The following is a 19,689-nucleotide window of genomic DNA, read 5'->3' on the forward strand; positions in this document are numbered from 1 at the left end:
TCAGGCAGGCGCAGGCGCCTGCAGGGCGGAGACGTCGGCGCGCCGGTTGTCCGTCTTGTACGGCGCCGGCGCGACCGTCGCGCGGATCTCCTTCTGCGGCGACCCCGGATCGCCCCAGACGACGACGACCTCCGTGCCGGGCTCGGTGTGGGCGACGTCGATCGTGCACAGCGAGAGCATCTCCTTGAAGTACTCGCTGAAGCCGCGGGACGTCGAGACGCCGACATCGGTGCCGTCGGGGAGGAGGACGCGGTCGGCCCACATGTAGCCCTTGAGGTCGCGGGGGATCTCCATGTACTGGTACCGCGGGCCGTCGGTCGAGAGCTGCGAGCGGTAGACGTCGGTGACGTCGTCGGCGTTCCAGCGCAGCGTGACGATCTCGCGTCGCGGGGCGGTGACCTCGCGCTGCAGCGCGTCTCGGCCGACGAAGTCGTGGTCGAACTTGACGTTCCGGCCCCAGCCCAGCTCGACGGGGTTGCGGTACCAGTCGGCGATCTCCGTGCCCTCGAAGCTGCCCTTGACGCGGAACAGCTGCGACAGGAACGGCAGGGCCGCCTCGAGCTCCGCGTAGTACGGCGTCCCGTGGATCGCCGGGACGTAGTCGAAGGTCAGCGTCGGGAAGCAAGCCTCCAGGTGGTTGATCATCGCCACCCGCGCGCCCATCCGGCGGATGCCGAACGGCTGCCCGGCGGCGAGCACCGCCTGGTAGACGTCGTCGCCATGCTCGCGCGCGCCGATCAGCTCGTAGCCGATCTCGCCGGCCATGCCCTGGCGCATCGCCTTGACGCGGTGGCCGGCGATCGTGATGTCGCCCGCGTGCATGAACTTGACGTCGCGCAGGCTCTGGCCGGCGGCGGCCTCGACGGCGAACAGCGCCTTCGGTCCTGACACCTGGTAGTTGAACCAGTCCTCGGAGACGGCCTCGGCGTCATAGCCGCCGGCCCGCAGGCGGTGCGCCAGGTAGAACCCGCCCATGCCGAAGCTGAGGAACTCCTCCTCGCCGAGGCGGAGCACGATGCCCTCGTGGATGATCTGGCCGCGCTCGTCGCACTGGATCGTGTGCTTGGCCTGGCCGACGGCGAACGTGGCGAAGCTGTTGACGGAGTGGTCGGCGATGAGCTTGAGCGCCTCCGGCCCGGTGAAGCGCCACTCCCAGAGGAAGGTCCAGTCCCCGATGTAGCAGTCGGTCTTCCAGGACAGCTGCTCGTCCTGCCAGGTCGTGTACTCCAGACCGCCCCACAGGCCGGAGGTGTCGCCGATCAGCGGCTGGCGGAGCTCGTGCACGGTCGTCATGTCGCGCATCCTCGGCCGTGATCGCGGCGCCGCAAATGACCTGGGTCACAGCGGATGCGCGTGCGCGATCCTCAGGCCGCGCGATCGACGTGACCGTGGGCGATCCTGTGCAGCCCGGCGCTGTCGACGATCCGGAGGTGGCCCGCCGGTCCGCCCACGCGCTCGACGAAGCCGTCGCGCTCCAGCCGCTTGAGCTCGCGCGAGACGACCTCCCGGACCGAGCCCATCGCGGCCGCGATCGCCTCGTGCCGGCTGTGGACGACCAGCTCGCGCCCGGAGCGCTCGGCGAGGTTGAGCAGGTGGCTGGCGATCCGCGAGCGGACCGGGAGGAACAGCTCGGCGGCCAGCTGGAGCTGGGCCTCGGCGAGTTGACCGACCAAGTGCTGGGACAACGCCCAGGCGGCGGTGGCGTCGCGCTGGACGACCGCGCGGAAGCGCGCGGGCCTGAACTGGAGCATCGTCGTGTCGCGGACCGCCTGCGCGTCGCGGGCGTCGCCGCCGAGCAGCTGCCACATCTTCGCCGCGGAAGCGGGCGTGCCCGGGCCCGCCATCAACACCGCCGGCAGTCCGACGACGGTCCCGGGCGGTGCGTAGCGGACCGTGACCTGGCGACCGGCCTGCTCCTTGAGCAGGATCCGGACGAGGCCGTCGACGACGAGCCCGAGCGTGAGCGTGGAGTCGTGGTGGGCGCCGCGGTAGAACACCTCGCCCGCCTCGATCCGGCGGATGCGGGCGTCGACCATGAGCTGTTCGATGACGGCGGGCGGGAAGCCCGCCATGAAGCTGTCGTCGAGCGCGTCGCGCACGTGGCTGTCGACGACGCCGGGCTCGTGGCCGCCCCCTGAAGTGCGATCCCGCATCTTGACCCCTCCTCCTCAGACCCGCGCGTCCCGGACGCGGACGCGGCTCAGGCCAGCCTTGCACGTACCGAACTCCGTACGAAACCGGGTTGGCGGCCCGTGGGCGGTGACCCAGGTCACGGCTGGCCCGATCGAGGCGGCCGTAGCGTCGCTTCATGGCCAACGAGACGAACCTGAACACCGTCGACTGGGACCCGGAGGCCGATCGCGGCGGCGGGGAGCGCGGGGCCGGCTCGCGTTCGGCGCAGCGGCTGGCCGAGTACGACCGTCTGCGCGAGCGGTGCCCGGTGGCCTGGTCGGACCGCTATGACGGGTTCTGGACGCTGACGCGCTTCGACGACATCACAGCGGCCGCGCGCGACCACCGGCGCTTCCGCTCGGGCGCGCCGTTCGTGGCGCTCCCGGAGTTCGGCCATCAGATCCCGATCTCGCTCAACCCGCCCGACCACGCGCCCTACCGGCGCATGTTGAACAAGTACTTCGCGCAGGACCGGATGGACGCGCTGGAGCCCCGGATGCGGGAGTTCGTGCGCGAGCACCTGGCGCCGCTCATCGCGGGCGAGGGCGGCGACGTCATCCCGGCGCTCTGCCAGCCGCTGCCGGCGCGGGCCCTGGGCGTCCTGATGAACCTGCCGGACGCGGCCTACACCGATCTGGTCGCACACATCGCGGGCTTCGAGCAGATGGGCTGGGACCCACAGCGGGTCGGTGAGGTCATCTTCGAGGTCTTCAGCACCCACATCGCGCGGGTCGTCGCCGAGCGGCGCGAGCATCCGCTCGACCCGGAGCAGGACCTCCTCAGCGGCTCGATGGCGATGGAGATCGACGGACAGCCGCTGGCCGACGAGGACGTGATCCAGATCGGCGTGCAGATGATCGCCGCGGGCCACGCCACGACCGCGGACGCGCTGGGCAGCGCGATCTACCGGTTGGCCACCAACCCCGACATCCAGATGCGCCTGCGCCGCCAGCCCGAGCTGATCCCGAGCGCCGCCGAGGAGTTCCTGCGGATCGAGACCCCGCTGCCCGAGCTGTGCCGTCGCGCGGGCACGGACATGGAGCTCGGTGGTCGCACGATCCACGAAGGGGACCTCATCGCGCTCAACTACGGGGCGGCCAACCGGGACCCCAAGGCCTTCCCCCATCCGGAGGCGTGCATCATCGACCGCTCGCCGAACAAGCACCTCGCGTTCGGCCACGGCATCCACAAGTGCCTCGGTGCGCCGTTGGCGCGGCTCGAGTTGCAGGTGGCGCTCGAGGAGCTGCTGGCGTCGACCGCCGAGATCGAGCTCGCCGAGGCGCCGGAGGTCACGACCGGGCTGATGCTGACGGGGTTCACCAAGCTGGTGGTGAAGATCCGCTGATGGACATCGCCGTCGGGGTGCCGTCCCATGTCCCGGGAGCGCGTTCGCGTGATCTCCTTGCGTGGGCGCGCCGGGCGGAGGAGCTCGGGTTCTCCTCCCTGGTCATCACCGATCGCTTCGCGTACGACCAGCTCGAGCCGCTGGCCGTCGCCGCGGCGCTCGGCGCCGTCACGTCGCGGATCGGCCTCCGGCTCAGCGTCGTCCTCGTGCCCAACCGGGGCAGCGCGGGGCAGCTCGCCAAGCAGCTGGCCACGGTGCAGGTCCTGGCTGACGGCCGTCTGGTCGCGGGCGTCGGCGTCGGTGACCGCGAGATCGACTACCGGCTCGCCGGGACCGAGCATCGAGGACGACACGCACGGCTGGAGGCGATGCTCGACGAGATGCTCGCCGTCTGGTCGGGAGCCGACGCGGAGCGCGCCGCCATCGGACCCCGGCCTGCGGGCGGGCAGTTGCCGCTGATGATCGGCGGCAGCGGCGAGCCGACGTGGCGCCGGGTCGCCCGGTACGCGGACGGCTGGACCATGGCGGTCGGGCGCCCCGAGGACTTCGCCGCGGGTGCGGGGGCGGTTCGTGAGGCGTGGTCGGCGGCCGGGCGCGGCGGGCGCCCGCTGCTGACCGCCCAGCGCTACTTCGGCCTCGGCGCCGCGAACGTCGCGGCGGCCGAGGGGTTCCTGCGCGACTACTTCGCGTTCCTCGGCCCGGCGACCGAGCTGGTCGTGCGCTCGGCGCCGACCGACGAGGAGGCGGTGACGGCGGCGGTCACGGCCTTCGCGGCGGCCGGCGCGGATGAGCTGGCGTTCCTTCCGACCAGCGCCGGGCTCGACCAGCTCGAAGCGCTGGCCGAGCTCCTGCTCATCTGAGCGCGCTGGGCGATCAGGCGGCGTGCAGCGCGCCGTCGTCGGCGTTGGAGGCCAAGCGGTGCAGCGCTGCCGGATCGATGAGCCGCAGGCACCCGTAGGCGCCGTCGATCCTCTCGACGAGGCCGTCGTTCTCCATGCGCTTGAGCGTGCGCGAGACGACCTCGCGCACCGAGCCGATCGACGCGGCGATGCTCTGGTGGTTGCTGCGCACGATCAGCGCGTGGCCGTCCCGCTCGGCGAGGTTGAGCAGGTGCCCGGCAACACGCGAGCGCACCGGAAGGAACAGGTCGGCCGCCAGCGTCTTGTGGGCTTGCGAGAGGCGCTCGGCGAGGTGCACGGCGAGCGTCGCGGCGACGGCCGGGTCCTGCTGCACGGCGGTGCGCCAGCACGCCGGGCGCAGGCGGAGGATGACGCTGTCGCGGATCGCCTCGCCGTCGAGCGCCTCGCCGCCGAGCATCCGGAAGCGCTCCAGCGCGCCGCCCCCGCTCGCCTCACCGACGGCGAGCAGGCACGCGGGCAGCCCGATCATCGAGCCCGGGGAGGCGTAGTGCAGCGTCACCTGGCGACCGTCGGCCGACTTCATGTACATGCGCACCAGGCCATCGACGACGAGCGCCAGGGTCGCCGTCTCCTCGTGGAACGCGCCGCGGTAGAAGATCTCGCCGGCATCGAGCCGCGCGACACGCGCTCCATCGACGAGCCGCGCGACCGAGGCCTGCGGCAGCCGCGCCAGGAAGCTGTCCTCCCAGGCGTCGACGACCATCGGTGGAAACCCGTCCAGCGCGTTCGAGCCTTGAGACCCGACGACTGTGTCCATGCTCTCCTCCTTCAACCCGTGGCGCGCTTCGAGTGGGGACGTCCGCACGCCGTGACCTGACCATCAGTCTCGGACAAGGACGGAAAGAACCCCGAAAAGCGCTCCCGTTGCGCGCCTCCGAGGTGGGCCCTCCTTCGCCCGACGGCGCAGGGTCTCACCGAGGACGGGCAGGGTTCCGTGACCTGGGTCCGCACCACGGCTCAGGACTCAGGTCACAGCTTCGGCGCGCGCACGGCCCGTAGCGTCGGGCCATGTCAACCCACGTGGCCGCGCCGACGCTCGACGGGTTCGAGCCGTTCTCCCCCGAGTACCTGAAGGATCCGCCGGCCGCGCTCCAGGACCTGATGCGGGAGACGCCGGTGGGCTTTCATCCGCCGCTCGGCGCCTACGTGGTGATGCGCTACGACGACATGCGCGCGGTCATCAACGACTTCGAGACGTTCTCGTCCAACGCCTACAAGGCGCTGCCGATCGGTGCGGATCTTCGGGACCGCGTGCCGGAGGAGTACGAGCGCGCGGCGCAGGTGATCATCGGGACGATGGCGCTGATCCTCGACCCGCCGGCGCACACGGTGCAGCGCAAGGCGCAGCAGCGCACGTTCACGCGACCGCGCATCGCCGCGGCGGCGGACGACATCGAGGCCAAGGCCAACGCGCTGATCGACGCGTTCGTGGACGAGGGCAGCTGCGACCTCCTCCAGGACTTCGCCTACCAGCTGACCTTGTCGGTGGTCGGCGACCTCATCGGCTTGCCCCGCGACCAGCTGCCGGGCTTCCACGCCTGGATCGGCGACGTGTTCGGGTTGATGGCGCCGATCGACGCCGAGCCCGGGCAGCTCACGCGGCCCGAGGAGGAGGTGGTCGCGGCCTACCAGCGGATGCACGGCGCCTACACCACCTACCTCGAGATGGTCGCGGAGCGGCGCCGCAACCCCGGCGACGACGTCACCTCCGCGCTGCTGCAGCTGACCGACGACGCCGGCGCGCCCCTGTTGTCGGACGAGGCTGTCCTCTCGCACATGGTCGGCATCACGGTCGCGGGCACCGACACCACGGCGAACCTGATCGCGAGCGTCGTCCGCCAGCTCACCGCCGACCCCGGTCTCTTGGCGGAGGTTCGCGCCGACGAGTCGTTGTGGACGAACCTGGTCGAGGAGGGCCTGCGGCGGACCGGGATCGCGATCCACCTCTTCCGGCGCACGACCAGGGACACCGAGGTCCGCGGGGTCCCGATCCCGGCCGGGTCGATGGTATGCCTGCCGCTGTCCGGGGCGAACACGGACCCGGACAAGTTCCCCGATCCCCTGGCGTTCGACATCCATCGGCCGAACCTCAGCGAGCACATGGCCTTCGGCCTCGGCCGGCACTTCTGCCTCGGGGCGCCGCTCGCCCGCCCGGAGGCGGCGATCGCGCTGCAGACGCTGTACCGCCGCCTGCCGAGCCTGAAGGCGGACCTCGACCAGGAGCTCGAGTTCATCCCGGCCTTGACCGTCCGCGGCGTCCTGCACCAGCGCGTCACATGGTGACCATGCCCGCCCGCGACGACTACGCCGGCCAGGTCGCGATCGTCACCGGCGCCGCCCAGGGCATTGGCCGGGCGACGGCCGAGCTGCTCGCCGCGCGCGGCGCCGCCGTGGTCCTGGCCGACGTCGACGCGGCCAAGGCCGAGGCGGCCGCGGCCGAGCTGACCTCCGCGGGCATGATCGCCGAGCCGGCCGTCGCCGACTTGACCGTGGAGGAGCAGGTCGCCGCGCTGGTCGACGGCGTCGTCGCACGCCATGGGCGCCTGGACGTGCTCGTCAACCTCGCCGCGATCTACCCGTTCGTGCCGTTCGCGGACATGACGCTCGACGTCTGGCACACGGTGACCAGAGCGAACATGGACACGACGTTCCTCTGCTGCCGCGCCGCCGTGCCGCACATGCGACGCCGGGGCTACGGCCGGATCGTCAACACGTCGTCAGGCACGTTCAACATGGGCAGTCCGGCCGGCCAGACCGCGTACGTGGCGTCCAAGGGCGGCGTCATCGGCTTCACCCGGGTCCTGGCGCGGGAGGTGGGGGAGGACGGGATCACCGCGAACGTGATCATGCCGGGCCTGACGCCGACGGCCACGCTGCTGTCGGGCTTCCCGGACGAGGCGGCGGTCGACGCGTTCTTCGCGGGCTTCATGGCGCAGCAGTGCGTCAAGCGCCGCAGTCGCCCGGAGGACACCGCGGTCGGCATCGCCTTCCTCGCCGGCTCGGAGGCGAGCTTCATCACCGGCCAGACGTTGAACGTCGACGGCGGGATGTCGTTCGTCTAGAGAGCCCAGGGTCCTCCGGCCGGTCGCCAGCTCCTCCTGGCGACCGGCCGCCTGGGACCGCGGCTATGCCGCTGCGGTCGCCGGGAGCGCGGTGAGATCCGCGCGGCGGTTGTCGGGCTTGTACGGCGCGGGCGCGACCTTCGCGCGGACGCGCTTCTGCGGCTCGCCCGGGTTGCCCCAGAGCACCGTGACCTCGGTGCCGATCTCGGCGTGCGACGGGGCGATCGTCGCGATCGAGATCATCTCGCGGAAGAAGTAGCTGTACCCGCGCGAGGTGGTCTCGCCGACGAGCGTGCCGTCGGCGGCGAGGACCTGGTCGGTCCACATGTACCAATGCGGCTCCATCGGGATCTCCATGAAGTGGTACGGCTGCTCCTCCTTGCGGAAGAACGAGGCGTACACGTCGATCAGGTCCTCGGGGTTCCACACGAGCGTGCGCGGCAGCCGGCGCGGGCTCTCGAGCTCGACCCGCAAGGCGTCGGCGCCCTTGAAGTCGTGGTCGAACTTGATGTTCTTGCCCCAACCGAACTCGACCGGGCTGCGGTACCAGTCACGAACGTCGTCGGACTCGTAGCTGCCGGCGACCCGGAAGCCGACGTCGAAGATCATCGGGAACACCTGGCTGATGACGTCGCGCCAGCCCGACATCTCCTCGGTGAAGACGGCGGGCAGGTAGTCCTTGCCGCCGGTCGGGAAGTAGGCCTCGAGGTGGTTCTGCATGACGGTGCGGCCGCCGAGCTTGCGCATGCCGAGCTCCTGCCCGGCCTCCCACACCGCGTCGTAGACCTCCTGGGCGATCGCGCGGGGGCCCTGCAGCTCGAAGCCGACCTCGCCCGCCATGCCCTGGCGGAGCGCGATGACCTCGTGGCCGGCGATCGTCACGTTGCGGAAGTGCATGAACTTGATGTCGCGCACGCTCTCGCCACAGACCTTCTCGATCGCGTGGATGGCGGTCGGCCCCGAGACCTGGAAGAGGAACATGTCGGCCGGCTCGTGCCGGGCGTCGTAGCGGCCGGTCTGCACCTCGTGGTGAGCGACCCACATCGGCGTCGAGTGCAGCAGGTACTCCTGCTCGCCGACCGGCATCGCGATGCCCTCGCCGATGATCTTGCCGCGCTCGTCGCACTGGACGATGTGCTTCGCGCGGCCGACGGGGAACGACTCGAAGGTGTTGACCGACGTGTCGGAGAGCAGCTTGAGCGCGTCGGGCCCGGTCAGCCGGCCCTTGGGCATGCCCGACCAGTCGCCGATGTAGCACGTGGTCTTCCACGAGAGCTGCTCGTCGATCCAGCCGGTGTTCTCGTACATGCCCCACGAGTCGGTGAGGTAGCCCTGGATGGGACGCCGGAGGGCCTCGATGGTCGGGTTCGTCATGGCGCGGCAAGGTAGGTCTGGTCGCCGGCACCGGCTGTGACTTCTGTCCTCTGTGCCCGCGCCCGGGACAACGACGCAGGTCGTGACCTCGGTCACCAACGTCGAGGGCGCCGTCATCCACGATGCGAGCCGTGTCGTCACGTCTCTCGAAGGATGCTCAGGAGGAGGTCCGTCCCGTGTTCCGTGGTCTCATCTCGCAGCTCGCCCATGTCGAGCTGCACAGCCCCAAGCCCAGCGAGTCGCTGGAGTTCTTCACCAACGTGCTCGGGCTGTCGGTCACCGAGCAGGCCGGCGGGTCGGCCTACCTGCGCGCGTGGGGCGAGCACTTCCACCACAGCCTGGTGATCACCGAGGCGGCGGAGCCGCATCTCGCGCACATCGCGTGGCGCGCCGCGGGCGAGGAGGAGCTGCAGGAGGCGGTGCGCCGCCTCGAGGCCCGCGGTCTGGGCGAGGGCTGGCACGAGGACGGCGCCGGGCACGGCCCCGCCTACCGCTACCGGTCGCCGGGCGGGCACCTGCACGAGATCTTCTGGGAGGTCGAGCGCTACGAGGCTCCGAACGATCAGCAGTCGTCGTTTCCGATCCGCCCACAGAGGATCGGCGCCACGGGCGCCGCGGTCCGGCAGATCGACCACGTGACGGTCGGCACGCCGGCGATCAACGACGACGTCGCCTTCTGGGCCGAGGTCTTCGGCACGCGCTTCATGGAGGCCGCACAGCCGACCGCCGACGCCGAGTTCCCGTTCTTCGCCGCGATGAGCAACAACGAGCAGGCGCACGATCACGGCCTCGTCGTGGATCCCGGCCACCGCGGCCGCACGCACCACGTCGCCTACTGGGTCGACAACCCCATCGACATCTTCCGCTCGACCGACATCGTGATCGAGAGCGGTGTGCCGATCGAGTTCGGCCCGGCCAAGCACGGCCACGGCGAGAACACCTACGTCTACTTCCGCGATCCGGGCAGCAACCACCGCGTCGAGCTGTTCTCGGGCGGCTACCGCAACTACCAGCCCGACTGGGAGACGCGGCGCTGGGTCGGAGGGGTGAGCGAGACCGGTGGCTTCGAGATGTACCGCTCGCTCGCGCTGCCCGCGTCCCTTCGCGAGCTGTTCCCCGGCGGGGAGGCCGACCTCCCCGAAGCCGACCAGATCACCGCGAGCCACGCGTGAGCGGATACGACGACTTCGAGTCTTACACGGTCGTCGTCTACCAGCAGGAGCGGCCGGCCGGCGCCCCAGACCTCGACGAGGACGGGCGCCGGGAGCTGCTCGCCGGCCACCGCGCGTTCCTCGCCGAGATGCGTGCCGCTGGGGAGCTGCTGCACAACGGCCGGTTCGTGGGCGGCGGCGGGCTGTGCTTCTACGCCTGCGACGTCGAGAAGACACGCGCGCTGGTCCAGCGGGACCCCTACCTGATCGTTGGCGATCGGGAGGTCGAGATCTACACGTGGCAGTGCCCGCCGGGCGTCGTCTCGTTCAACACGGAAAGGAACTAGCTGATGCCGCGAGCATTCGGTGCGGGGGAGGCCCGGTCCTGGGCCCTCGAGAACCTCAAGGGGCAGTGCGGGTGCATCCTGCCCACCTTCACGTCGGACCTGAAGGACATCAACGAGGACGCGATCCGGCACGACGTGCGGCGCGAGAAGGAGCTCGGCATGTCCGGCGTCCTGATCGTGTCGGAGTGCGGGACCACGTTCGAAGAGCTCGAGCGCGTCACCGAGATCGTCGTGGACGAGGCGGCCGGCGAGCTGCACACGATCGCGCACGGGGCCCTCGCGACGCTGGAGGACAACGTCCGGCTCGCGCAGCTCTCGGAGGCCGCGGGCGTGGACGGGATCCTCTGCTCGTACCCGCTCATGTTCTATCCGACGAGCGAGGACGAGGTCTACGAGTACACCAAGAAGCTCGCTGACTCCTCCAACCTGGGGTTGATCATCTTCGCGATCAACCTGTGGAACTTCCGCCGGCTGCACCCGAGCGACTTCAACCCCGACCTGATCGGTCGGCTGATCGACGACGCGCCGAACGTCATGGCGGTCAAGACCGAGATCGGCCTGCCGTCCGCCGCCGGCGTGGCGCAGATCTTCGAGCGCTACGGCGATCGCGTCGTCGTGACCGATCCGCTGGAGCCCAACGCGCCGATCTGGCAGCGCAACTACGGCATGCAGTGGATGGGGACCTCCAACTACGAGGCCATGGGCGGCGAGCTGCCCAAGTACTTCAAGCTGCTCCAGGAGGACAAGTACGAAGAGGCCATGGAGATCTACTGGCGCCTCCATCCGCTCCGCCTGGTCAACGGCACCATCAACTGGGGCGCCGTGCAGGGGACCTCGCTCGTGCACCGGCTGGTGTGGAAGTACCAGGGGTGGCTGAACGGCTTCAACGGCGGTCCGATCCGCAGCCCGCAGATGCGGCTCGACGACGCGCAGATGCGACAGCTCCGCGCGGCGGCGATCCAGGCCGGCCTGGACGTGACCGACGAGCCGGACTCCGCGTTCTTCGTCGGGCGGAACCCGCGTTGACGCGCATCCTCCGCGACGAGGACGTACGCCGCGCCGCGCTGTTCCCGGAGACCGTCCACCGGCTCGCCGACGACCTGCGCGCCGACCGCGACGCGCCGGAGGGCGCCAAGGCCCGCTCGATCGTCCGGGTCGAGGGCGGCTGGCTGCGGATCATGAGCGGGGTGCTCCCGAACCACGACCTGCTCGGGTTCAAGGCGTTCCACATGATCGGCGACACGATCCGCTACCTGACGACGCTCTACCGGCTGAGCACCGGTGAGCCCTTGGCGGCGGTCGACGCGGCGCATCTCACGGTCGCGCGCACGAGCGCGGCCGCGGCCGCGGCCGCGCACCACTTCTGGGACGACGACCCGATCAGCGTCGCGGTGATCGGCACCGGGCTGCAGGCCACCGACGGCATCCGTGCGCTGGCGTCGGTGTGCCGGATCACCTCGGTGACCGTGTTCAGCCCGCGTGAGGAGAGCCGGCGGGCGTTCGTCGAGACGCTGGACGACGAGCTGCCGTTCCCGATCAGGGCGGCAGCCTCGGCGCGCGACGCGTGCGCGGGCGTCGACATGGTGCTGTGCGGGACGCTGACGCGCGGGCGCGTCGCGCTCGATCGCGACGACGTCGACCCCCAGACCAAGTACATCAGCTCGATCAGCTCGACGCTGCCGGTCCAGCGCGAGATCGACGGCCGGATCATCGCCGACGCCGACGTCCTGATCGTCGACACCGAGGATGCCCTCGAGGAGTCCGGGGACCTGCTCGACGCACGGGAGCACGGTCTCGACCACGAGCGGGTGGTCCTGCTGAGCGAGTACCTCTCGGAACCCGTCGACGAGCGTCCGCGCACGGTGTACAAGTCGATCGGCAGCGTCGAGCAGGACCTGTCGATCGCCTACGCCGCGCTGGTGGCGAGCGATGGGGACTCGATCGGCGCCGACATCGCGGAGATCGAATCCGCGCGGGTGGTCTGAGGACATGGCCTCGCCGGAAACGATGAAGGCGATGGGCTTCCACGCGTTCGGTGGCCCCGAGGTGCTGGAGGTCGTCGAGATCCCGCGCCCCGTGCCCGGGGCCGGCGAGGTCGTCGTCGCCGTGCGCGCCGTGAGCGTCGGGCGCACGCTCGACATCGCGGCGCGGGCAGGGCGGCTCCCGTTCGCCAAGCTCGTGCCGCCGCACGTCCTCGGCGCCGACCATGCGGGTGTCATCGCCGACGTCGGTCCCGGAGTCGAGGGCCATGCGGTCGGCGATCGCGTCGCCGTGTTCCCGGTCGTGCCGTGTGACGAGTGCGCGCCGTGCCGGGCGGGAGCCGAAGAGGCATGCGTCCGCCTCGAGTTCCTGGGCATCCACCGCCAGGGCGCCTACGCGGAGTACTCGCTCGTTCCCGCCAAGCAGTTGCATCGCCTCGCCGACGACGTGTCGTTCGTCGACGGCGCGGCGCTGGCCCTGCTGGCTCCGTTGGCCTACAACCAGCTCGCCGCGGCCGGACCGCTGGATGAAGGGACCTGGCTGATGGTCCAGAGCGGAGGCTCCGCGGCCGGGACGATGGTGATCGCGTTGGCGCGGCACCGGGGCCTGCGCGTGATCGCGACCTCGCGCAGCGAGGGCAAGCGCGAGGGCCTGCGAGCGCTGGGCGTGGAAGCGGCCTTGGACTGGCGGGAGCCAGGCTTTCGCGACGAGGTGCTGGGGCTGACCGGCGGCGCCGGCGTGACGGCCGTGATCGACAACACCGGCGCCAAGGACCTGTTCGCCACGACGCTCGGCGTCCTGTCGCCGCGCGGGCGCGTCGTGATCTCGGGCGCCTTCGTCGGGGAGCGCCCTGAGCTCGACCTGCAGTCCCTCTACACGTCGAACCAGAGCATCCTCGGAGTCCGCACGGCCAACCGCGCCGGCGTCGCCGGTGCCTGGCAGGAGGTCGACGGCGGCCTGCGGCCGGTGATCGACGCCACCTTCCCGCTCTTCGAAGGCGCCGTCGAGGCGCATCCCCGAGTCGAGTCGGACCAGGGCCTGGGCCGTGTCGTGCTGACGGTCGGGGAGCCAGAACACGATCGCGCCGGTTCGGCGCTCAAGGAGAACAAGTAGATGGTCATCCGCATGGGTTCGGTGGGCATGTGCGTCACCGACATCGACGCCTCCGTGGCCTTCGCGCAGGACGTCCTGGGCCTGCGCGAGGTCGAGCGCGTCGGCAGCACGGTCTACCTGACCTGCAACGAGCGCCACCACGAGCTCGTGCTGATCGCCACCGACTCCGCCGGGCTGGACCATGTCGCGCTGCAGGTCGCGGACGGGCAGGCCCTGAACGACGTCCGCGCGCGCGTCGAGCGGCTCGGCGGCGAGATCCTGCCCAACCGCGCCGACGAGGCCGGCGTCGCCGAGACGTTGCGGTTCGCCTCCCCCGAGGGGCACGTGTACGAGGTCTTCCACGGCATCGCGTCCGAGGAGCCCGCCAAGTACGCGCACATCGGCGTGCGCCCGCGGAAGTTCGCCCACGTCACGCTCAAGACGCCGGACATCTCCAAGACCGAGGCCTTCTTGGAGGAGGCGCTCGGCTTCCGCGTGTCGGACCGCATGGGCGACGCGATGAGCTGGCTGCGCTGCAACGCCGACCACCACGGGATCGGGCTGGTCGACGGCGCCGCCTCGCTGCACCACTACGCCTTCGAGCTGGAGGGCTGGTCGAGCCTCGGCGTGCTCGGCGACCTGCTGCTCTCGCGCGACCTGCAGTTCATCTTCGGTCCCGGCCGCCACGGGCCCGGCAACAACCTGTACACCTACTTCCTCGACCCCGCCGGCGCGATGGTCGAGTACATGGCCGACATCCAGCAGGTCGACGACGAGGCCGTCCACCGGCCGGGCGCGTGGCCGGCCGACCCGCTGACCGTCAACCGCTGGGGCGTCGCGCCGCCGGAGGTGTTCTTCCAGCAGGAGCACCCGCTGGTGCGCGCCGGCATCCCGGCCTGACGACGGTGGGCGCCAACGATCCGAGCACCGGCGTCGACGTCCTGCTCGTCGTCGCGCGCGTGTTCCTGGCCCTGGTCTTCCTCCACGGCGGCCTGCGCCAGATCCGCTTCCCGGAGCTGGTCGCGGAGGTCGCCCGCAACGCGCGCCCCGGTAAGGGGCCGCCTGAGGCTGTCGTGCGGCTCGCGGGCGTGGTGGCGACCGTCGCTGCGGCCGGGATCGTGCTCGGGGTCTGGATCGACCTCGCCGCGATCGCGCTGATCGCGTACCTGCTGCCGGTGACCGTCCAAGTCCATGCCTTCTGGCGCCACACCGAGCCGCGCAAGCGGCGGATGGTGCGGACCGAGTTCCTCATGAACGTCTGCGTCGTGGGCGGGCTGCTGATGCTGCTCGTCTGGACGAACCAAGCCCAACACGCGCCGCTGGCGCTGACCGACACACCCGCGCTCGGCCGCTGGTGAGCAACCAAGATCGGAGAAGGAACATGACCCCGCAACCCTTCATGCAGCACAGCCCCTACATCCCGGTCGATCCGTCCGTCGGCGCCTACGTCACGACGTTCGGGCACCTCAGCCCGCTGACCTACACCGGCTGGAAGGACGAGGTCATGTCCTTCAAGGAGTCGTGCTACATCCACGGTGGTCTCAACCCCCCGGCGCCGTTCCGCGTGACGGGTCCCGAGGCCACCAAGATGCTCAACGAGGTCTGCGTCAACAACGTCGAGAACCTCAAGGTCGGCAAGTCGACGCACGCGATCCTGTGCGCCCCGACGGGCAACATCATCGAGCACGGGATGCTGCTGCGCCTCGGCGAGCAGGAGTACCTCAGCTACTTCCTGTCGCCGCCGCTGGCCTACTACGGCTCGACCGGCCGCTGGAACGCGACGGTCGAGGACCTCACCGGTCAGGTGTTCGTCTTCCAGGTCGCGGGGCCGCGCTCGTTGGAAGTCCTCGAGACGGCGTTCGGCCAGGAGCTGCGCGACATCCCCTACCTCGGCCACCGCCAGGGGCTGCGCCTCGTCGACCAGACGGTCGAGACGGGCGAGCTGCAGGTCCTGCGGATCGGCATGGCCGGCGTCCTCAGCTACGAGGTCGGCGGCAACATCGCGGACGCGATCGCCGTCTACGACGCGCTGGAGGCCGCCGGGCAGGAGTTCGGCATCCGCCGCTTCAGCCTCGGGACCTGGTTCCCGTTCCAGCACACCGAGAACGGCTTCGCGCAGAGCATCGGCCACTTCCAGCTCGCCTTCGACGACGACCCCGGCCTGAGCGCCTGGCTCAGCGAGACGCTGCCGCCGTCGTGGCCCACGCACCCGAACCTCCACGGCAGCATGGGGCCGGACCTCCGCAAGCGCTACATCAACCCGGTCGACGTGGGCTGGGACTACCTCGTCAAGCTCGACCACGACTTCGTCGGCCGCGAGGCGCTCGAGCCGTTGAAGGCCAACCCCACCAAGAAGATGGTCACGTTGGAGTGGAACGTCGAGGACATCCTCGACACCTACCGCTCGCACTTCGAGCCCGGCGAGGAGCACCAGCTCATCGGCTTCCCGACCGACAGCCCGTTCGAGAACCCGGGCTGGAGCGCCTACAACGACCAGGTCCTCAAGGACGGCGTCTACGTCGGCATGTCGATGGGGCGCGTCTACTCCTACTACTACCGGAAGATGATCTCGATCTGCCCGATCGACGTCGCGTGCGGCGAGCCGGGCACGGAGGTCAGCGTCCTGTGGGGCGAGCCCGGCACGCGCCAGAAGGAGATCCGCGCGACCGTGTCGGCCTTCCCGATCCTCGACCTGCCACGCAACGAGCAGATCGACGTCAGCACGCTGCCGCGCGTGGTGTCGGCCGGGGGCGCGGCATGAGGCTGGTGAGCTACCGCGACGGCGACGGTTGGCGACCGGGAGTGCTGGTCGGCGACTCGGTCGTCGACGTGGACCGCTGCGGCGGGACGTGGGGCAGCGTGAAGGAGCTGATCGCCACCGCGTCGGCCACGGACCTGGGAAAGCTGGCGTCCGAGGCCGAGCGCGTGGGGGCCGACGCCGGAATCGCGCTGGCCGACGTCGTGCTCGGACCGCCGATCCCCGATCCCGAGAAGGTGCTCTGCATCGGGCTCAACTACCGCGACCACGTCGAGGAGGCCAAGGACGTGGTCGGCGCGGTCCCCGACCCGGTGGTCTTCGCGAAATTCCCCAACGCCCTCGTCGGCGACGGGGCCGATGTGGTCCTGCCCGCCGCGGCCCCGGACCAGGTCGACTACGAGGGCGAGCTCGCGGTCGTGATCGGCAAGACCGCGTCGCGGGTGTCGCAGGCCGACGCGCTCGACCACGTCGCGGGCTACATGAACATGAACGACGTCAGCGCCCGGGACCTGCAGCTCGGCAGCCCGCAGTGGACGATGGGCAAGGCGTTCGACACCTCGGGTCCGTGCGGCCCGGCGCTCGTCACGCGCGACGAGGTGCCGGACCCGCAGGATCTGGAGCTGGAGACGATCCTCAACGGCGAGATCGTGCAGTCGACGTCGACGGGCCTGATGATCCACTCGATCGCGCGCCTGGTCGAGTACATCAGCTCGGTCATCACGCTGGTGCCCGGCGACATCATCTCCACCGGCACGCCGGCCGGTGTCGGCCTGACGCGGGACCCGAAGCTGTTCATGCGCGACGGCGACTCGGTCACGGTCCGGATCACCGGGTTGGGCGAGCTGACCAACCCGGTCGTCGCGGCATGACCTCGCTCCTCGGGGCGCAGGAGCGCGCGGTGCTCGACGCCGTGCCCAGGCAGCTCTACATCGGCGGTCGGTGGCGCGACGGCGAGCAGGGGACCATGGCGGTCGAGGACCCGGCCACCGGTGAGGATCTGTGTGAGGTCGCGAACGCGTCGCCGGCCGACGCGATGGCCGCGCTCGACGCGGCGGTCGCCGCCCAGCCGACATGGGCGCAGCATGCGCCGCGCGAGCGCGGCGAGATCCTGCGCCGGGCCTTCGAGGCGATCATGGACCGCTCCGACGAGCTGGCCCTGTTGATGACGTTGGAGATGGGCAAGCCGCTCGCCGAGGCGCGGGCCGAGGTCCTCTACGGCGCGGAGTTCCTGCGGTGGTTCGCCGAGGAGGCGGTGCGGATCGACGGCCGGTTCGCGGCCGCACCAACGGGGCGCGGGCGGCTGCTCACGATGAAGCAGCCGGTGGGTCCCTGCCTGCTCATCACGCCGTGGAACTTCCCGCTGGCGATGGGCACACGGAAGGTCGGGCCCGCGGTCGCCGCCGGCTGCACCATGGTGGTCAAGCCCGCCCAGCAGACCCCGCTGTCGATGCTCGCCTTCGTGCGGATCATGGAGGAGGCCGGCCTGCCGGGAGGCGTGCTGAACGTCGTCATGTCGTCGCAGGCCGGGGCGACGATGGGCCCGCTGATCGCCGACTCGCGACTGCGCAAGCTCTCGTTCACCGGGTCGACCGAGGTCGGTCGCCGGCTGATGGAGCAGGGCTCGGCGAACCTCCTGCGCCTGTCGATGGAGCTCGGAGGCAACGCGCCGTTCCTGGTCTTCGAGGACGCCGATCTCGAAGACGCCGTCGGAGGCGCGCTGCTGGCCAAGATGCGCAACATGGGGGAGGCCTGCACCGCCGCCAACCGGTTCTACGTCCAGGCGTCGGTCGCGGACGAGTTCGCGACGCTGCTCGCCGAGCGGATGGGCGCGATGCGCGTCGGCCGGGGGAGCGACGCGGCGACCGAGGTCGGTCCGATGATCGACGCCGCGCAGCAGGCCAAGGTCGCGGCGCTGGTCGACGATGCGGTCGGCCGCGGGGCGCGCGCTCTCGTCGGTGGGCGGGTGCCCGAGGGCGCGGGGTACTTCTACGGGCCGACCGTGCTGTCCAACGTGCCCGCCGACGCCGAGCTCCTGCGCGAGGAGATCTTCGGGCCGGTCGCGCCGGTGCTGTCGTTCGCCGATGAGGACGCCGCGATCGCCGCGGCCAACAGCACCAACTACGGTCTGGTGGCGTACGTGTACACCCGCGATCTGGAGCGGGCCTTCAGGGTGACCGAGCGCCTGGAGACGGGCATGGTGGGGCTCAACCAGGGCATCGTGTCCAACGCCGCGGCGCCGTTCGGCGGCGTCAAGCACTCCGGCTTCGGACGGGAGGGCGGCCGTGAGGGGATCGACGAGTACCTCGAGACCAAGTACGTGGCCATGAGGCTCTGAGCGGGAGAACCGCTCACCACGGTCCAGGACCGTAGTCACTGGTTGGCCCGCGGAGTCGTATTAGCGTCCGCCGCTGATCGGTAAGGAGAACGAATGCGGCTGGTTCGCGGCGTGCACCATCTCGCGTTGGCGGTGGGGCACGCGCAGGAGGACTACGACTTCCATACGCAGGTGCTCGGGCTGCGCAGCGTCAAGAAGACGGTGCGCATCGTCGGCAGGGTCCCGGTCTACCACCTGTTCTACGGCAACGCGGGCGGGGATCCGGGATCGCTGCTGACGACGATGCCCTACGGCCGTGTCGGGTTCAAGGGCCGGCGCGGGTCCAATCAGGTCAAGGTCATCAACCTCGCGGTACCGCCGGGCAGCCTGCCGTTCTGGGCCCGGCGCCTCGACGCGTTCGGGATCGGGACGGCCGAAGCCGAGTGGCTCGGGCGGGAGCGGCTGCTGTTCGCCCATCCGTGTGGCATCGAGTACGCGTTCGTCGAGACGCCGACCGTCGACGCCTCCTCGCCGTGGGAGGTCGCGGGTGTCACGGCGCGCAACGCGATCCGCCGGGTTCACGGTGCGACGATCTCCACGCTCGCGATCGACGAGATGTCGGAGTTCCTGGTGCATGGGCTGGGCGCGGTGGAAGCCGGCCGCGACGGCTCGGCCTTGGCCTTCCGCTGTGGAGCCCGCGGGCGCAGCGGGCTGATCGAGCTGATCCATGAACCTGGCCGTGAGCCGGGGACGTGGAAGTTCGGGTCGGGGACCGTCCATCGCCTCGCGCTCGACGTCGGGACGTGCGCCAACCTGCTCGAGGTGAAGGACTGGCTGGAAGGGCTCGGCTACTGCGACGTCTCCGAGCCCAAGTCGGACCGCTACTACTCGTCGTGCTTCGTGCGGACCCCGAGCGGGGTGATGCTGGAGCTGACGGCGGCGACCGAGCTGGGGTTGCTCGCCGACGAGGAGCCGCAGTCGCTCGGCGAGGTCTTCCACCTGCCCGAGGACTTCGAAGGGCGCCCGGCCGAGCTGATGGCGGCCCTCGATCCCATCGAGCTCCGGGATCTGATCGTCCCGGAGACGGGTGGTCCCGCGGCCGGGACCTAGATCACGGCCACGCGCCCGATCCCGCCGTAGCGTCGCCGCTTTCGCAGTCCTAGAACCAGGAGAG

At 70.6% G+C, this 19,689-nt stretch carries 19 protein-coding genes; 15 read left to right on the top strand and 4 right to left on the bottom strand.

Annotated features, from left to right (window positions below):
• Together VFG42_RS19635 and VFG42_RS19640 are read right to left on the bottom strand one after the other, a co-directional pair.
• On the bottom strand, positions 1–1,293 hold the full coding sequence (locus VFG42_RS19635) for a hypothetical protein (RefSeq protein WP_324910483.1): 1,293 nt from the start codon (positions 1,291–1,293) through the stop codon (positions 1–3).
• Between the two features lie 71 nt (positions 1,294–1,364).
• Entirely contained in the window at positions 1,365–2,153 is a 789-nt protein-coding gene (locus VFG42_RS19640; protein WP_324910484.1) for a Crp/Fnr family transcriptional regulator, read from the bottom strand.
• A gap of 155 nt (positions 2,154–2,308) precedes the next feature.
• On the opposite strand from VFG42_RS19640, the gene VFG42_RS19645 reads away from it, so the two are divergent.
• Both VFG42_RS19645 and VFG42_RS19650 read left to right on the top strand, forming a co-directional pair.
• On the top strand, positions 2,309–3,517 hold the full coding sequence (locus VFG42_RS19645; protein WP_324910485.1) for a cytochrome P450: 1,209 nt from the start codon (positions 2,309–2,311) through the stop codon (positions 3,515–3,517).
• Positions 3,517–4,377, top strand: a complete 861-nt coding sequence (locus VFG42_RS19650; RefSeq protein WP_324910486.1) for an LLM class flavin-dependent oxidoreductase — start codon at positions 3,517–3,519, stop codon at positions 4,375–4,377. The genes VFG42_RS19645 and VFG42_RS19650 overlap by 1 nt, the downstream gene beginning before the upstream one ends.
• A gap of 13 nt (positions 4,378–4,390) precedes the next feature.
• Here VFG42_RS19650 and VFG42_RS19655 read toward each other — a convergent pair whose 3' ends face one another.
• Entirely contained in the window at positions 4,391–5,194 is an 804-nt protein-coding gene (locus tag VFG42_RS19655) for a Crp/Fnr family transcriptional regulator (protein WP_324910487.1), read from the bottom strand.
• Positions 5,195–5,445: 251 nt separating this feature from the next.
• Here VFG42_RS19655 and VFG42_RS19660 point away from each other — a divergent pair, with 251 nt between their 5' ends.
• Both VFG42_RS19660 and VFG42_RS19665 read left to right on the top strand, forming a co-directional pair.
• Complete coding sequence (locus VFG42_RS19660; RefSeq protein WP_324910488.1) at positions 5,446–6,720, top strand: cytochrome P450; 1,275 nt, start codon at positions 5,446–5,448, stop codon at positions 6,718–6,720.
• Positions 6,721–6,722: 2 nt separating this feature from the next.
• Positions 6,723–7,499: an SDR family NAD(P)-dependent oxidoreductase gene (locus tag VFG42_RS19665; protein WP_324910489.1), complete on the top strand. Its 777-nt coding sequence runs from the start codon at positions 6,723–6,725 to the stop codon at positions 7,497–7,499.
• A 63-nt stretch (positions 7,500–7,562) separates the two neighbouring features.
• On the opposite strand, the gene VFG42_RS19670 is transcribed toward VFG42_RS19665, so the two are convergent.
• Entirely contained in the window at positions 7,563–8,873 is a 1,311-nt protein-coding gene (locus VFG42_RS19670; RefSeq protein WP_324910490.1) for a glycine cleavage T C-terminal barrel domain-containing protein, read from the bottom strand.
• A 176-nt stretch (positions 8,874–9,049) separates the two neighbouring features.
• On the opposite strand from VFG42_RS19670, the gene VFG42_RS19675 reads away from it, so the two are divergent.
• The 11 genes from VFG42_RS19675 (at position 9,050) to VFG42_RS19725 (ending at position 19,625) form a co-directional block, all read left to right on the top strand.
• Positions 9,050–10,045 carry a VOC family protein gene (locus VFG42_RS19675; RefSeq protein WP_324910491.1) on the top strand — a complete coding sequence of 332 codons (996 nt, stop codon included), beginning with the start codon at positions 9,050–9,052 and terminating at the stop codon, positions 10,043–10,045.
• A complete protein-coding gene (locus tag VFG42_RS19680; RefSeq protein WP_324910492.1) occupies positions 10,042–10,371 on the top strand; it encodes a hypothetical protein in 330 nt (109 codons plus the stop codon). Before VFG42_RS19675 ends, VFG42_RS19680 begins: the two co-directional genes overlap by 4 nt.
• 3 nt (positions 10,372–10,374) lie before the next feature.
• The gene (locus VFG42_RS19685) at positions 10,375–11,397 is read left to right on the top strand and encodes a dihydrodipicolinate synthase family protein (RefSeq protein WP_324910493.1); all 1,023 of its coding nucleotides are present in this window, start codon (positions 10,375–10,377) and stop codon (positions 11,395–11,397) included.
• Positions 11,394–12,356 carry a hypothetical protein gene (locus VFG42_RS19690; protein ID WP_324910494.1) on the top strand — a complete coding sequence of 321 codons (963 nt, stop codon included), beginning with the start codon at positions 11,394–11,396 and terminating at the stop codon, positions 12,354–12,356. The genes VFG42_RS19685 and VFG42_RS19690 overlap by 4 nt, the downstream gene beginning before the upstream one ends.
• Positions 12,357–12,360: 4 nt before the next feature.
• Entirely contained in the window at positions 12,361–13,464 is a 1,104-nt protein-coding gene (locus tag VFG42_RS19695; protein ID WP_324910495.1) for a zinc-binding dehydrogenase, read from the top strand.
• 12 nt (positions 13,465–13,476) lie between these two features.
• Positions 13,477–14,343 carry a VOC family protein gene (locus VFG42_RS19700; protein WP_324910496.1) on the top strand — a complete coding sequence of 289 codons (867 nt, stop codon included), beginning with the start codon at positions 13,477–13,479 and terminating at the stop codon, positions 14,341–14,343.
• A 5-nt stretch (positions 14,344–14,348) separates the two neighbouring features.
• Positions 14,349–14,801 carry a DoxX family membrane protein gene (locus tag VFG42_RS19705; protein WP_324910497.1) on the top strand — a complete coding sequence of 151 codons (453 nt, stop codon included), beginning with the start codon at positions 14,349–14,351 and terminating at the stop codon, positions 14,799–14,801.
• A gap of 23 nt (positions 14,802–14,824) precedes the next feature.
• The gene (locus tag VFG42_RS19710) at positions 14,825–16,204 is read left to right on the top strand and encodes a hypothetical protein (RefSeq protein ID WP_324910498.1); all 1,380 of its coding nucleotides are present in this window, start codon (positions 14,825–14,827) and stop codon (positions 16,202–16,204) included.
• Positions 16,201–17,070, top strand: coding sequence for a fumarylacetoacetate hydrolase family protein (locus VFG42_RS19715; protein ID WP_324910499.1), 870 nt, complete (start codon positions 16,201–16,203; stop codon positions 17,068–17,070). The genes VFG42_RS19710 and VFG42_RS19715 overlap by 4 nt, the downstream gene beginning before the upstream one ends.
• Complete coding sequence (locus VFG42_RS19720; protein ID WP_324910500.1) at positions 17,067–18,536, top strand: NAD-dependent succinate-semialdehyde dehydrogenase; 1,470 nt, start codon at positions 17,067–17,069, stop codon at positions 18,534–18,536. The genes VFG42_RS19715 and VFG42_RS19720 overlap by 4 nt, the downstream gene beginning before the upstream one ends.
• A gap of 93 nt (positions 18,537–18,629) precedes the next feature.
• Positions 18,630–19,625, top strand: coding sequence for a hypothetical protein (locus VFG42_RS19725; RefSeq protein WP_324910501.1), 996 nt, complete (start codon positions 18,630–18,632; stop codon positions 19,623–19,625).
• Positions 19,626–19,689: the final 64 nt, after the last annotated feature.

The sequence above is a fragment of the Baekduia sp. genome, from assembly GCF_035685985.1.
Lineage (GTDB): Bacteria > Actinomycetota > Thermoleophilia > Solirubrobacterales > Solirubrobacteraceae > Baekduia.

Bases quoted from the DNA above. Each gene is read 5' to 3' on its own strand.
- VFG42_RS19635 (WP_324910483.1), bottom strand. From the start codon at position 1,293: ATGACGACCGTGCACGAGCTCCGCCAGCCGCTGATCGGCGACACCTCC.
- VFG42_RS19640 (WP_324910484.1), bottom strand. From the start codon at position 2,153: ATGCGGGATCGCACTTCAGGGGGCGGCCACGAGCCCGGCGTCGTCGAC.
- VFG42_RS19645 (WP_324910485.1), top strand. From the start codon at position 2,309: ATGGCCAACGAGACGAACCTGAACACCGTCGACTGGGACCCGGAGGCC.
- VFG42_RS19650 (WP_324910486.1), top strand. From the start codon at position 3,517: ATGGACATCGCCGTCGGGGTGCCGTCCCATGTCCCGGGAGCGCGTTCG.
- VFG42_RS19655 (WP_324910487.1), bottom strand. From the start codon at position 5,194: ATGGACACAGTCGTCGGGTCTCAAGGCTCGAACGCGCTGGACGGGTTT.
- VFG42_RS19660 (WP_324910488.1), top strand. From the start codon at position 5,446: ATGTCAACCCACGTGGCCGCGCCGACGCTCGACGGGTTCGAGCCGTTC.
- VFG42_RS19665 (WP_324910489.1), top strand. From the start codon at position 6,723: ATGCCCGCCCGCGACGACTACGCCGGCCAGGTCGCGATCGTCACCGGC.
- VFG42_RS19670 (WP_324910490.1), bottom strand. From the start codon at position 8,873: ATGACGAACCCGACCATCGAGGCCCTCCGGCGTCCCATCCAGGGCTAC.
- VFG42_RS19685 (WP_324910493.1), top strand. From the start codon at position 10,375: ATGCCGCGAGCATTCGGTGCGGGGGAGGCCCGGTCCTGGGCCCTCGAG.
- VFG42_RS19695 (WP_324910495.1), top strand. From the start codon at position 12,361: ATGGCCTCGCCGGAAACGATGAAGGCGATGGGCTTCCACGCGTTCGGT.
- VFG42_RS19700 (WP_324910496.1), top strand. From the start codon at position 13,477: ATGGGTTCGGTGGGCATGTGCGTCACCGACATCGACGCCTCCGTGGCC.
- VFG42_RS19710 (WP_324910498.1), top strand. From the start codon at position 14,825: ATGACCCCGCAACCCTTCATGCAGCACAGCCCCTACATCCCGGTCGAT.
- VFG42_RS19715 (WP_324910499.1), top strand. From the start codon at position 16,201: ATGAGGCTGGTGAGCTACCGCGACGGCGACGGTTGGCGACCGGGAGTG.
- VFG42_RS19720 (WP_324910500.1), top strand. From the start codon at position 17,067: ATGACCTCGCTCCTCGGGGCGCAGGAGCGCGCGGTGCTCGACGCCGTG.
- VFG42_RS19725 (WP_324910501.1), top strand. From the start codon at position 18,630: ATGCGGCTGGTTCGCGGCGTGCACCATCTCGCGTTGGCGGTGGGGCAC.